A 13,020-nucleotide genomic window follows, 5' to 3' on the forward strand; every position below is an offset into this window, starting at 1 on the left:
CCGGCCCTCAGCGTTAAATCTCTTCAGGCTGACTTCCTTTCATCCCAGTTATCTGAGTGTATTATATTCCCCATTAGATATTTCCAAGTGATTTTACGATAACGAAATTCTATCGCCTCCATGTGATTAAACTGTTTCTTTGTTTCATCTTTGATGTCATGCATTACTGGTAATATCGTTACAACTTTGACGTCTTCCAGTAACGTGTTGAAGTACTCCTCTTCCTGTCCGGCAGTATTAATTTGAAAAAATTTAAGTTCTGCCGTTCTGAAAGTCCTTCCGCTGGTTAATGCCTTATAAAGCCAGGGTGAAGAGCAATCAATCTCTTTTTCAATAAGATACGAAAGATGGTTTCGCATTCCTGAAATTTCCCCTGTCAGATCATCTGTTGGCAGGAATACACCATGATGTAGGTCAAGAACTTCAATGCTTTTTTCACGACCACGAATATCAACGCCGCCCTTGACGATATTTCCAGCATCGTCAGTTAAAAATAAATATACAGGTATTGCCATATTTATTACCCTTAATTATATGAGTGAATTTATAACGCGCAATACGTTAACTATAATACTGCATTTAATTAGCTTCTCTAAATGTGCTGGATTGACCGACCATGCTCACCAGTTGGTTCAGACATTTCATTGCCTGGGCACTTTTACTTTTGTACAGCGCCTGTATTGCTTTCACCACATAGTCGTTCTGTTCGGCAACTGACCTGGTATATAGTGGCATTGCACAAACGCTTTGTGTCGAAACAGGATGATGATAATCATCAATGGCTGACATAACGCCTTCAACATTAGCAGGAATGGCCTCGGCAAGTGAAGTTGCAAGGTCGTCAGCAAAGCCTGCATCCACTTCCGGCGCCAATAGTGGCACCAGAGACAACCAGGATGCATTGCCACTGGCAATATGCTGCATAATGCTATGCCACTTGCCTCCCGGAGCGTCGGGCATTTCACTAATAAATTGTTTCGCGCCTTGTTGCTGAATCTGTTTAGTTACAGCCTCAACTGTGATATCCGTTAATGTTGCAGCCTGGGAAGTTGAGAAAAGCAATGGTATAATAACGATTAATGATTTCATCGGACCACCAAAGTCGTGTCACCTGAGTTGTCCACCTGAGCACGAAGTTCTGCGCCATTGATAACAATGCATCCCTCCGACGAGCGCCCCAGAGTTCTGGCATTGTCACCATGTATAAGAAAATGGTCTCGTCCAAAAGTATTAGTTCCCAGTATGGGACTGAGAAATAGGGTCCAGGGACCCTTATGATTGTCATATCCCGATATTCTATAATGGCCCTTCGGGATAGGGCCGGTGTTGCTGACATCGTCCATTGATGGATTGTTCTTACCTGAGTCTTTACCGCTGTAACCCTGTGCGTAGTGCTGGCCGTTGTGTGTTAACTCACCTGTTCTTTGTGAATACTCCTACGTCATATGAGACTCCTTCCTGTGTTTAAACATCCGTTTTCTCCTTATCCACCGCCAGAAGTGAGGTTGGTGGATAAGGACTACTGTACCGCCGTATATTTTAAAAACTATTGTAGAAACGCCGAAAACGACAAAAGCCCCATCAGGGGCTTTCGTCGCAGTGTAACGTGTAGATGTTAAACGCTTATTTCACCAGTTCAGCCGTCATATAGGCACCGTTGTTCTGGCGGGCAGATGTGATTTTGTAGCTGGTGCCGGCCTGCTGTGCCTGAGCGGCGATTTGCGCTTCGGCAGCGTCCAGCGTAGAGGCGCTGACGCTGATGCTCTGGGCAAAGCTGGTTGAAGCGAACAGGGTCAGGGCGGCAACTGCAACGAAAGTTTTGATTGTTTTCATGGTCATTTCCTCAGAGATTATTGTTTGTAGTAAGGCGTTTTGCCTTGATGTGATAAATAATAGTCCTGTTCATGGGGAAGGAAAAGCGGAGGGTTTTGTTGATATCTTTCAAATAAACTGAATGACAATACCCTTCTGAATGACCTTCTGAATCAAACACCAGCAGCCAGGCTAGCTCCACACAATCCGCTCTCTGCCGGTCGCCACGGACTCGACACTTTTTGTCACATCCTTATAACAAACAGTGCGCTAGCGGGGCGGACTTCTCTGGCATAATCTTGCCCGCCGGGAGAAACCGGCAATCATAACAATGAAACGACATCGCTCACCGGCCGCTGGCCGGGGCACTTTCAGGTAAGGATCCGCATGATTTCCCGTCTTTCCCCGGCGCAGAGCGACGACTCGCTGCTGCGCCAGAGGCCGTTTGTCGCGTTCTGGCTGGCCCGCACCTTCTCCTCATTCGGTTTCCAGATGTTCTCCGTGGCGGTCAGCTGGCAGATCTACGCGTTGACCCAGAGCGCCATGGCGCTGGGAATGATCGGGCTGATGCAGTTTTTACCCTCGGTGCTGCTGGCGCTGCCGGTCGGCCATATGGCCGATCGCTATGACCGCCGCCGCCTGGCGCTGGCCGGGCAGCTGCTGGAGTGGCTGGCGCTGCTGGCGCTAACCCTGCTAACCCTGCTGCACTGGCCGGAAAAAACCGCGCTGTGGGGGCTGGTGTTTCTGATTGCGGTCGCTAAGGCGATTGAAGGCCCGGCGATGCAGTCGATGCTGCCCTCTCTGATACCGGCACCCTTGCTGGCGCGGGCCACCGCGGCGGCGGCGGTCAGCGGCCAGAGCGCGGTGATCCTCGGGCCCACGCTGGGCGGCCTGCTGTACGTGGCCGGGCCGGAGGTGGTGTACGGCGTCTCGGCGCTGTTTTATCTGCTGTCGATCGTGATGGTTGCCCGCATTCACTACGTGCGCCCGCCGCAGCCGCGCCAGCCGGCCACGCTGAAAAGCCTGTTCGCCGGGGTGACATTTATCCGTGAACGTCGTGACGTGCTGGGGGTGATCTCACTCGATCTGTTTGCCGTGCTGCTCGGCGGAGCCACCGCGCTGCTGCCGATTTTTGCCCAGGACGTGCTGCATACCGGCCCGTGGGGGCTGGGGCTGCTGCGCGGTGCCCCTTCGGTGGGCGCGCTGCTGGTGGGGGTGTGGCTCAGCCGTAACCGGCTGGAGAAAAACGTCGGGATGATTATGTTCGGCTCGGTGGCCGGTTTTGGCGTGGCAACGCTGGTGTTCGCGCTCTCCACCCAGCTGTGGCTGTCGCTGGTGGCGCTGGCGCTGCTCGGCGGTTTTGATATGGTCAGCATGGTGATCCGTGGTGCGCTGGTGCAGCTGGACACGCCGGACGAAATGCGCGGGCGGGTGAATGCGGTGAACAGCATCTTTATTAATACCTCGAACCAGCTCGGCGAGTTCGAATCGGGTATGCTGGCGGCGCTGATGGGCGCGGTGCCTGCCGCGGTGCTGGGCGGGGTAGGCACGCTGGTGGTGGTCGGCGTGTGGATGACGCTGTTCCCGCACCTGCGCCGGCGGCAAACGCTGGAAAATGAGGCTGCGGCATAATCGGGTCACCGGAAACTGACTTAACGCAGTCGCAGCTGGTTGCTATTCTGGAACGGTTTTTACATCCGAATACGGTTTGCAAGGCGTTATGAAATTGCGTATATTTGAAATTCGAGGCAAACGCCCACACGGTTAATCGGTAAATACCATGTCAGCTAAAGATGCAAAAATCAGTCATCAACGTGAGTATCAGCAGCGTGTCGAAGCTGTCCGTAATGGTCAGCAACCTGGCAGCGTGATGCAAAAACGTCCCGCTGGTATTGTGCCTGCGAAAAACGCCCGGAAGGTCACTTTCTTCTCAATGTAAGCCATCACGCATTATCCCGGCTGGTATGACAATGTTACAATGAGCCCATCTTAACCGATGGGCTTTTTTATGACTAAAACATCGATACCTCCGGAAGATCAGATGGTTAAACTCAACCGCTATCTGATTAAAAACGCTCACCAGCTCCCGTCGCCTGTGATCACCGTTGGCGGTCAGGCTGTCATGTACTGGTATGCCACTTATATGGATGCCTATCCGGTTCAGCCTGAGATGACGTATATCACGTCGATAGATGTTGACTACGTTTCCCGAAGGGAAGGGGTGGAGCCGATCGCCCGGATTTTCAATGTCGATGCCCGCGTGCAGGAAATTTTTAACCCGCCTTCGATCGCCGTGCTGAACCTTATTGATAAAGACACCGGTAAAGTTAAAGAGGACGAACAGGGGGTTTTCCTCAATGAGAGGGTAAATGAACCTAATGTGGTCGATATTATCGACAGGCCGAATGGTTTTGAGCCGGGGGATTTCGTCGGAGAAAAACTGCTGCTGAATACAGAACCCTATCTTGTCATGCCAGAACAGCATGGGGACGAAATGAGCAACGAGCTGGTGCGCGTCCTTAACCCTATTGCCTGTATCCGATCGCGTCTTTCAAATGCCACGGTTCCGATGGGTAAGGACAGACTGACAGAAGTAGCTCGTATAAAAGTTCTGGCGCTGCCTGTCTACAACTTCCTGCTGAACAAGATAGAAAACCTGCCTTTCAGAGAAAGCCGAAAGTATGTCGATTATTACTGTTCGATGATCTGGAAGCGGGGCTACCGCAGATTCCAGGTCGAACACAATATCCCGCTTTATATCATTGTGGCGCAGTTGCTGTCAGAGCTGGCGGAGTCACCCGCTGATTATGACGTTCCAGAGGCATTTTATACCCAGGAGCTGCCGCGTACAGTGGACTATCTTCACAAAGAGTTTGAAAGGATCGCCGCGATTAATCCGTGATAAGGCTTGCGGAACCACCGGTAGCGCTTCTTATTGACTACGGCCAGAACAGGCAGAGGAGCCAGCGGGTGCTTCTGTGATCGGCTTCATAAATTACAGCATTAACTCTAAGCCGCACGATGGCGTGCTTGCCAGCAAACCTCTGCTGCCAGTAGCATAAGTAATCGATTACATTTATCAAATCAGAAAAGTAATCGATTACTTTAGGCGTCTTACCCTACAATAAGGATTTCCCATGGCTCGCGTAAACCTCATCACCGGCAGCGTGTTGTTCTCGCTGTTATCCTTCACCAGCCTGGCACCGGCCGTCGCCAGTGAGACCGCCGCCAGAGAGCACCTGGCGCTGCAGATGTACACGCTGCGCAACGTCGGCACGCTGGAGCAGCAGTTTGCTCTGGCGCAGCGGAGCGGCTTTAGCGCGGTGGAGCTGGTCGGCAACCATGGCGTCAGTGCCGGGCAGATGCAGGCGCTGCTGAAGAAATATCAGTTAAAGGCCATTGCCGATCACGTCCAGCTGGAGGAGCTGCGCAGCAACAGCCGCGAGGTGGTGGCGTTTAACCAGGCGGTAGGCAACTCGCTGCTGGTGATGCCGTGGCTGAAACCGGAAGAGCGGCCGACTTCGGCCGAAGGCTGGAAAAAACTGGCACACGAACTGGACGCGCTGGGCGGTCAGCTGCGTCAGCAGGGGATGACGCTGGCCTACCATAATCACGACTTTGAGATGAAAAAGTATGACGGCAAAACGGCGCTGGAGATCCTGCTGGACAACAGCCAGCCCGCTAACCTGCAGCTGGAGATGGATGCCGCCTGGGTGTCACGCGGCGGGCAGGATCCGGTGCGGCTGCTGAACAAATATGCCGGGAGAGTGGTGGCGATCCACGCCAAGGATAACGCCGGCATCGGCATTCGCGATGACGAGATGACGAGATGAATTTTGCCCCGGCGGGCAGCGGGCTGCTGGCGTGGAATGAGGTGCTACCGGCGGCGGTAAAGGCCAACACCCGCTGGTTTATCGTCGAGCACGACCTGCCTAAGGATCCTCAGGCGATTATCGTGCAGGCCAACAGTTACCTGGTCAGCCAGCTGAAGACGCTGGAGAAATAAGTCAGCAGGCAGGGTTCGTGTGCTGAACGTTGCGTGTTCAGTCCGCTGCAAAGCTTGAGGATGCATTCAACGGAAGTTTTATCGCGAATGCATCTGCTGATTCGCCGCGTGAAGAAGTGCTAAGCGTTGCCGTCCGGTTCGAAATCGGCAAGGCGGATAAAGAGCAGAGCCGCCAGCACAAAAGCCAAACCAACCAGCCAACAGGCCCAGAGTCGCCACTTTCTTATCAAAACACTATCCTCTCTTTCGTGACGGTGTCACGCTGACCTGCTGACCCGTCAGGCCGATCCCCGCGCCAGGTAGCGCCAGGCCAGCGTAGTGTGCTGGGCCTGGCTGTCCGGGTCGTTGATGTTGTTCAGCAGCAGCAGCACCGCCTGGCGGCCAATCTCCTGCGAGGGTTGTTCAATGGTTGAGAGCGGCGGCGAGGTGAGGTGGCCCAGCTCGGTGCCGTCAAAACCGATCACCGCCGTCTCTTCGGGCACGCGAATGCCCGCCTCGCGCAGGGTAGCGATCGCCCCGGCGGCCAGCGTATCGGAAACGGCAAAGACCGCATCCGGGCGCTGGCCGTGCTGCAACAGCTGTGCCATCGCCGCTTTCCCCGCCTGGTAAGTCAGTTCGCTGGCGTAGGCTACCTCAGGCACCGCCTGCTGCTGCTCTGCCAGCACGTCGCGGAAACCCTGTTCACGCTGCTGGGCATATTTGTAGGTCAGATCGTGATTGATCATCGCCAGCTGCCGCCGGCCGCCGGCAAGGAAGTGCTCTGCCACAAAGCGTGAGGCCTGGCGATCGTCGATGCCGACGGTGGAAACGCGCGACGCCTCGTCGTATTCGGCGCACTGCACCCAGGGGGCATCGCCGATCAGGTTTTGCAGTCCGGGCAGGGCGGCGAGGGCGTCCATGGTGATCACCCCGTCGACCATCTTGCCGGAGAGCAGCTGCAGGCTGGACTGGGAACGGGCGAGATCGGAGCCGGAGTTGCACAGCAGAATGCGGTAGCCGTTTTTTTCCGCCTCGGCCTCAATGCCTTTGACCACATCGGCGCAGAACGGGTTAGCAATATTGGAGACCATCACCAGCAGCATATTGCTGCGCGCGGTACGCAGCTGGCGCGCCAGCAGGTTGGGCTGGTAGTTGCTCTCTTTGATGGCGTTAAGCACGCGTTCACGATTCTGCGGCTTTACCGTACCGAGATTGTTGAGCACGCGGGAAACGGTGGCGACGGAGACGCCCGCCAGGCGTGCAATTTTTTGAATCGACATCCCGATAACTGTCCCTGCTGATGAGTTAAAAACAGGGTAACACAGTTCCTGATGCCGCTGTATTCAGGTTAGCGGGGCACCAGGCTGGCATGCCCGCAACGATCCCCCGTGATGCAGAGCCGCCTCAGCCTGCTGCCGGGGGAGTGGGCAACGTTTTTAGCGGCTCACCGGCCGGAGCCTGGCAGGCTTTCCCCGCCGGGGGCGGGGAAACGAGCGCAGCAGGGTGGCAGGTTGTCAGTCCGCCACCTTCACCCAGCGCTGCTGTTTATGGCTCTGCACCATCGCCTCGATAATACACATCACGTTGGCCCCATCGTGGAAGCTGGCGAAGTTGCCCGCCGCCGCGCTACCGCCGTCGCGGATGGTGCTGTAGAAGTTGAGCAGCATATTTTTAAACGCGTCCGGCCAGCCCTCAATATGCCCGCCGGGGAAGTGGGCGGCGGCGGCGATATCCGCATTAAGCAGCGACGGATCGTCGCTCAGCAGCTGGTCAGGCCCGTCGCGGCGGCCGATCCACAGTTTCTGCGGCACCTCCTGGTCCCAGCCCAGCGACAGTTCGCTGGCGTTAACCTCAAACGCCAGCCGGTTTTTACGCCCGGCGCTGACCTGCGACACGGTCATGCTGCCCTTGCTGCCGTCGTCGAAGCGCAGCAGCACCGAGGCGAAATCTTCGGTCTGTACCGCCACCTCGTCGTACTCCGTCACCGCCTCGCCGCTGGTAAAGGTGCTCTGCGCGCCGCGGCTGGCCTTACGGAACGGGTGAACGATGGCGAAATCCGCCAGCACCCCGACGATTTTGCGTCCGGTGACAAACTGCAGCGTGTCGCACCAGTGGGAGCCGATATCGGCCACGGTGCGCGAGACGCCGCCCTGCTGCGGGTCGATGCGCCAGTTGAAATCGGTATCGTGCAGCATCCAGTCCTGCAGGTAGCTGCCGTGCACGGCGAATATCCGCCCGGCCTGCTGCTGGCGGATCATGCTGGCCGCCTGCTGCACCATGGCAAACTGGCGGTAGACAAAGCTGACGCCGTGCACCACGCCGGCCTGTTCGGCCAGCGCCACCAGCTCCCTCGCTTCGGCGGCGGTCATGCACAGCGGCTTTTCCGAGAACACGTGTTTACCGGCCTGCAGGATCTGCCGGTTGATCGCCGCGTGCAGATGGTTTGGCGTGCAGTTATGCACCGCCTGCAGCCCCGGATGTTGCAGCAGTTCGGCGACGTCGCCGTAGGCATGGGGAATATGGTAGCGGCGGGCTTTCTCCTCCGCGGCGGCCTGCGAGCTGTCGCACAGCGCCACCACCTCGACAAAGCCGAGGCGGCGAATGGCTTCGAGATGGGCCGGGCCGATAAACCCGGAACCGATAATGGCTGCTTTAATGGTCATGGCTGCGCCTCCAGGCCAAGCATGCGGCGAATGGCCGGCAGTTCGCTGCCGGTGACGGCGAAGTCGTCAAACGCCCGATCCGCCAGCGGAATCATCTGCCCGGCGATAAACCCTGCGCCTTCGGCCGCGCCGGTCGCCGCGTCCTTCAGGCAGCACTCCCACTCCAGCACCGCCCAGCCGTTATAGCCGTACTGCGCCAGCCGGCTGAAGATGCCCTTAAAGTCGATCTGGCCGTCACCCGGTGAACGGAAGCGCCCGGCGCGTTCCCGCCAGGGCTGGTAGCCACCGTACACGCCGCTGCGCCCGGAGCGGACAAATTCGGCATCCTTAACGTGAAACGCCTTGATGCGCGGGTGGTAGAGATCGATAAACGCCAGGTAGTCCATCTGCTGCAGCAGCATATGGCTGGGATCGAACAGGATATGGCAGCGCGGATGGTGGTCCACCGCCGCGAGGAAGCGGTCGAAGCTGACCCCGTCGTGCAGGTCCTCCGACGGATGCAGCTCGTAGCAGAGGTTGACGCCGTGGCGGTCAAACTCATCAAGGATCGGACGCCAGCGCGCCGCAAGTTCAGCGAAGGCGGTGTCGATCAGCGCCTCTTTGCGCGGCGGCCACGGGTAGAAGTAAGGCCAGGCCAGCGCGCCGGAGAAGGTGGCGTGCGCGGTCAGCCCCAGCCTCGCCGAGGCCTGCGCCGCCTGCATCAGCACCTCTGTGGCCCACTGCTGGCGGGCGTGGCGGTCGCCGCGTACCGCCGGTGGGGCAAAATCGTTGAAAGCCTCGTCATAGGCCGGATGCACGGCGATCAGCTGCCCCTCCAGGTGGGTGGAAAGTTCGCTGATCACCAGCCCGTGGCGCGCCAGCCGCTGCTGAATATCGTCGCAGTAGGCCTGACTGGCCGCGGCCTGCTGCACGTCAAAAATGTGCGGATGGTTACAGGGGATCTGCAGCGCTTTATAACCGAGGCTCGCCGCCCATGCGGCGAGGTTATCCAGCGTATTAAACGGCGCTTCCTGACCGATAAACTGCGACAGGAACAGACCCGGCCCTTTTAATGTGTTCATTGCACTCTCCTGAGGGTAAAAATTAGCGTTCTTCTTTGTAGCGGAACGAGAACAGGAAGATCACCGCGATAACCAGCGCGGCCACCGCCGGGATCAGCCAGAACGTCGTCCAGTCGGCGGGCTGGTGCGCCACGCCGGGGGTAAACAGGCGGTTGTACAACGCGCCGGAGATCTGTGAGCCGAGCAGCATGCCGATGCCGTAGGTGAACATGACAATCAGGCTCTGCGCCTGGCCTTTCACCTGGCTGCCGGCGACGCGGTCGGTGTAGATAAAACCGATCACGAAGAAGAAGTCGTAGCAGACGCCGTGCAGCAGGATGCCGGCGTAGAGCAGCCAGCGCGTCTCTTCACTGACGCCGTAAGCAAACAGCACGTAGCGCACAAACCACGCAACCATGCCGATCAGCAGCATGTACTTCACGCCGAGCCGGCGGAACAGCAGCGGGATAATCAGCATAAAGAAGATTTCGGACATCTGGCCGAACGACATCGCGCTGCTGACGTCCGCAATGCCAGCATCGGACAGGAACGAAGCGGTAAAGGCGTAGTAGGTGCCCAGCGGCACCGAGATCAGCGTGGCGCAGATGGCAAAAATCAGGAAGTGGCTTTTCTTCAGCAGCGCGAAGGCGTCGGCGCACAGCAGGTCGCGCAGGGCGAACGGCTGGCCTTTGGCCGGGGCAGGGGTGTGCGGCAGCGTCATGCTGTAGGCCGCCAGCAGCACCGAACATACCGCCGCCAGCTGGAAGATGGCGGTACTGGCGGCAATGCCGCTGACGCCGATGCACACGCCGGCGACGATCCAGCCGATGGTGCCAAACACCCGCACCAGCGGGAAACTTTTCTCGCTGTTGCTCAGGCTGTGGAAGGCGATGTTATTGGTCAGCGCCAGCGTCGGCATATAACAGAGGGTGTAGCCGAACAGCAGGCCGATCAGCAGCGGGCCGTTTTCGGCGATCAGCGCGGACGGCACCAGCCACAGGATCGCCGCACCCGCCAGGTGCAGCAGCGCCATCACCTTCTGCGACGGGAAGAAGCGGTCAACCACCATCCCCAGCACAAATGGCGACAGGATCGAGGCGATCGGCCCGGCGGAGAAGGCGTCACCAATCAGCGTGCTCAGGTTGTGCTGGCTCATTACCAGCCCCAGCGTCACCGACCAGGTGCCCCAGATAAAGAACTGCAAAAACATCATCAGCGCCAGGCGCGGGACCAGCAGGCGATGTTGCCCGGCTGTATTCGTGTGTGTAGCGGAAGAAACCATTATCGGACCCCTTCTAAAGTAATCGATTACATTATTATCACAGGGCAAATGTAATCGATTACTTTTATGATTTCATATCGATCGTGTTGAAGTGCGAGGAGGATCACAATCAATATTTCTCGCCATTTGTGTCACCGGCGGGGTCTCAGACACAGTTTGTTACCTGCGCCTCTGGCGATGATGAGTGGAGGTTGAGAGCGGAGAATCAGCCTCGCTAATTTCCTTAAAGTATTATTTATCATTACCTTAATCTAAAACCACCCACTTAAAACAGCAGGGTTTACAGGGCAGCACGGTGATTATTTTGCCGCTCAGACCTTCCGCCAGCGGCAGCCTGTTCTAAGCTTTACCCTTCATTCGTCGCGACAAAGGAGTTCCCATGAGCCAGAAAACCGGTACTTTCAACTCACTTAACGCCACTAATGCCAGCACTTATCCCGTGCCGCCGTTTGCACAGCAGAAACAGCCGTTCCCCGGTCTCGCCAGCGAAATGCAGCCGCGCCCGGACCACGGTGAAACCTCTTATCAGGGCAGCGGCCGGCTGAACGGTCGCCGGGCGCTGATCACCGGCGGTGATTCCGGTATCGGCCGCGCGGTGGCGATTGCCTTCGCCCGTGAAGGGGCGGACGTGGCGATTAACTACCTGCCGGACGAGGAGCAGGACGCACGCGAGGTGGTGGAGCTAATCCGCCAGGCCGGACGCAAGGCGGTGGCGATCCCCGGTGATATTACCGACGAGGCCTTCTGCCAGCGGCTGGTCAGTCAGGCCGTTGAGCAGCTGGGTGGCCTGGATCTGCTGGTCAACAACGCCGGACGTCAGCAGTTCCGTGAATCAATTCTTGACCTGAGCACCGAGGATTTTGACGCTACCTTCAAAACCAACGTCTATGCGATGTTCTGGATCACCAAAGCGGCGGTGCCGCACCTGCCCGCCGGGGCTTCGGTGATTAACACCAGCTCGGTGCAGGCGTTTAAGCCGAGTGAAATCCTGCTCGACTACGCGCAGACCAAGGCCGCGATCGTCGCCTTTACCAAATCACTGGCCAAACAGCTTGGCCCGCAGGGCATACGCGTCAACGCGGTAGCACCGGGACCATACTGGACGGCGCTGCAGGTGTGTGGCGGTCAGCCGCAGAGCAAAGTCGAGGAGTTTGGTGCCTCCGCGCCGCTCGGCCGCCCAGGCCAGCCCGCCGAGATCGCGCCGCTGTACGTCACGCTGGCCGCGGTAGAAAACAGCTACACCTCCGGCCAGGTGTGGTGCTCGGACGGCGGTACCGGCACCCTGTAATCTCTGGCTGTGGCGGCAACACTGCCGCCGCAGTCTTAGGCACCCGGTCATCTTCGCCTGCGGCGGTGTATTAAACGTCGCAGCCCTGGCCAACCTGTAATCTCCTGCTGCGGCGGCGATACTGCCGCCGCAGCCTCAGTCACATTATTCAGAACGTTCGCGACCAGGAGGTCAGCATGAAAAAAGTTTTGACCCTTGCCACACTGCTGTTGCTGAGCGGCGGAGCCCTTGCCGAAGAGGGTGGCGGGTTCCGCTCTGGCGAAGCGCCCCCGCCGCCGCACAAGCTGGACAGCGGCTATAAGGGCACCGAAGACACCAAAGAGAGCAGCGTGAAGGACGTGCAAGAGGCTAAAGAGGGGCAGTGGATGACGCTGGAAGGCTTTCTGATCCAGCACCACGGCGGCGACCGCTACGCGTTCCGTGATAAAACCGGCACGCTCAACCTGACCATCAGCCCGTCATCGTTTCGCGGCAAAGAGTTCTCCGCCGACGATCTGGTGCGCATAAACGGCTACGCGCGCGGCGAAGGCGAGAAGCGCTACCTTGAGGTTAAGGAGCTGGGTGAGCCCTGAGTGCGGATCCTAACCTCCTGGTTAGTCCGCGATTTGATGGACACGATCGCGATAGGAATATCGGCCGCCTTTCAGCGGCCTTTTTTATTGTTATGGCGTCTGCTGTTGTCAGGAACGGCGGCGCAACGGGCCGCTGTTACTCGCCGATCCCCAGCAGCCCGTTCAGCTGGCTTATGCGTTGCTGCCACTGCTGTTGCAGGGCGGGCTTCTGATGGTGAGGCTTGCGCTGCTGGTCCGCCATCAGCCGGCTTTCCAGCGTCACCAGCTCTTCCAGCCACTGCTCCTCAACCTGCTGCACGTCGCCGTTCGCTTCAAAGAGGGATGTCAGGCCCTGCATTCTGGCTTCGCTTTCACGTTGCAGCGCAACGCCAGGATCGT

The 13,020-nt window shown here is 57.8% G+C and carries 15 protein-coding genes and 2 pseudogenes; 8 read left to right on the top strand and 9 right to left on the bottom strand.

Translation table 11 applies throughout. The features are described 5' to 3' along the window. Positions 1–23: 23 nt before the first annotated feature. The 4 genes and pseudogenes from NV64_RS07700 to NV64_RS07715 form a co-directional block, all read right to left on the bottom strand. Complete coding sequence (locus NV64_RS07700; protein WP_101505672.1) at positions 24–515, bottom strand: type VI secretion system tube protein TssD; 492 nt, start codon at positions 513–515, stop codon at positions 24–26. A gap of 64 nt (positions 516–579) precedes the next feature. Next, complete coding sequence (locus tag NV64_RS07705) at positions 580–1,089, bottom strand: hypothetical protein (RefSeq protein ID WP_101505673.1); 510 nt, start codon at positions 1,087–1,089, stop codon at positions 580–582. Next, positions 1,086–1,376, bottom strand: a pseudogene (locus NV64_RS07710) (tlde1 domain-containing protein); the annotation flags it as partial. The pseudogene NV64_RS07710 and the gene NV64_RS07705, both read right to left, overlap by 4 nt. Positions 1,377–1,623: 247 nt before the next feature. Continuing rightward, positions 1,624–1,833 carry a YdgH/BhsA/McbA-like domain containing protein gene (locus NV64_RS07715; protein ID WP_056241284.1) on the bottom strand — a complete coding sequence of 70 codons (210 nt, stop codon included), beginning with the start codon at positions 1,831–1,833 and terminating at the stop codon, positions 1,624–1,626. 366 nt (positions 1,834–2,199) lie between these two features. Between NV64_RS07715 and NV64_RS07720 the strand changes: the two genes are divergently transcribed. The 6 genes from NV64_RS07720 (at position 2,200) to NV64_RS23120 (ending at position 6,084) form a co-directional block, all read left to right on the top strand. Further along, positions 2,200–3,444, top strand: a complete 1,245-nt coding sequence (locus NV64_RS07720) for an MFS transporter (RefSeq protein ID WP_101505674.1) — start codon at positions 2,200–2,202, stop codon at positions 3,442–3,444. Positions 3,445–3,592: 148 nt separating this feature from the next. Further along, positions 3,593–3,751, top strand: a complete 159-nt coding sequence (locus tag NV64_RS23395) for a hypothetical protein (protein WP_156365633.1) — start codon at positions 3,593–3,595, stop codon at positions 3,749–3,751. Between the two features lie 102 nt (positions 3,752–3,853). After that, positions 3,854–4,714 carry a hypothetical protein gene (locus NV64_RS07725; protein WP_056241280.1) on the top strand — a complete coding sequence of 287 codons (861 nt, stop codon included), beginning with the start codon at positions 3,854–3,856 and terminating at the stop codon, positions 4,712–4,714. Between the two features lie 235 nt (positions 4,715–4,949). Continuing rightward, positions 4,950–5,645: a sugar phosphate isomerase/epimerase family protein gene (locus tag NV64_RS07730; protein WP_369878860.1), complete on the top strand. Its 696-nt coding sequence runs from the start codon at positions 4,950–4,952 to the stop codon at positions 5,643–5,645. Continuing rightward, positions 5,642–5,818, top strand: a complete 177-nt coding sequence (locus NV64_RS24480; protein WP_369878861.1) for a hypothetical protein — start codon at positions 5,642–5,644, stop codon at positions 5,816–5,818. The genes NV64_RS07730 and NV64_RS24480 overlap by 4 nt, the downstream gene beginning before the upstream one ends. 29 nt (positions 5,819–5,847) lie before the next feature. Then, on the top strand, positions 5,848–6,084 hold the full coding sequence (locus NV64_RS23120; RefSeq protein WP_146005460.1) for a hypothetical protein: 237 nt from the start codon (positions 5,848–5,850) through the stop codon (positions 6,082–6,084). A 12-nt stretch (positions 6,085–6,096) separates the two neighbouring features. Here the strand turns inward: NV64_RS23120 and NV64_RS07735 are convergent, their stop codons facing one another. The 4 genes from NV64_RS07735 to NV64_RS07750 form a co-directional block, all read right to left on the bottom strand. After that, positions 6,097–7,077, bottom strand: a complete 981-nt coding sequence (locus tag NV64_RS07735; RefSeq protein ID WP_101505675.1) for a LacI family DNA-binding transcriptional regulator — start codon at positions 7,075–7,077, stop codon at positions 6,097–6,099. Positions 7,078–7,311: 234 nt separating this feature from the next. Continuing rightward, complete coding sequence (locus NV64_RS07740; protein WP_101505676.1) at positions 7,312–8,460, bottom strand: Gfo/Idh/MocA family protein; 1,149 nt, start codon at positions 8,458–8,460, stop codon at positions 7,312–7,314. Beyond that, positions 8,457–9,521: a sugar phosphate isomerase/epimerase gene (locus tag NV64_RS07745; protein ID WP_101505677.1), complete on the bottom strand. Its 1,065-nt coding sequence runs from the start codon at positions 9,519–9,521 to the stop codon at positions 8,457–8,459. The genes NV64_RS07740 and NV64_RS07745 overlap by 4 nt, the downstream gene beginning before the upstream one ends. A gap of 22 nt (positions 9,522–9,543) precedes the next feature. Beyond that, positions 9,544–10,782, bottom strand: coding sequence for an MFS transporter (locus tag NV64_RS07750; protein ID WP_101505678.1), 1,239 nt, complete (start codon positions 10,780–10,782; stop codon positions 9,544–9,546). Between the two features lie 379 nt (positions 10,783–11,161). Here NV64_RS07750 and NV64_RS07755 point away from each other — a divergent pair, with 379 nt between their 5' ends. Both NV64_RS07755 and NV64_RS07760 read left to right on the top strand, forming a co-directional pair. Next, complete coding sequence (locus NV64_RS07755; protein ID WP_101505679.1) at positions 11,162–12,070, top strand: SDR family oxidoreductase; 909 nt, start codon at positions 11,162–11,164, stop codon at positions 12,068–12,070. Positions 12,071–12,246: 176 nt separating this feature from the next. Next, on the top strand, positions 12,247–12,642 hold the full coding sequence (locus NV64_RS07760; protein ID WP_056241263.1) for a YgiW/YdeI family stress tolerance OB fold protein: 396 nt from the start codon (positions 12,247–12,249) through the stop codon (positions 12,640–12,642). Between the two features lie 136 nt (positions 12,643–12,778). Here NV64_RS07760 and NV64_RS23960 read toward each other — a convergent pair. Next, positions 12,779–13,020 (bottom strand): annotated as a pseudogene (locus NV64_RS23960) (ABC transporter ATP-binding protein); the annotation flags it as partial.

Source organism: Erwinia sp. B116, assembly GCF_002865965.1.
Lineage (GTDB): Bacteria > Pseudomonadota > Gammaproteobacteria > Enterobacterales > Enterobacteriaceae > Erwinia.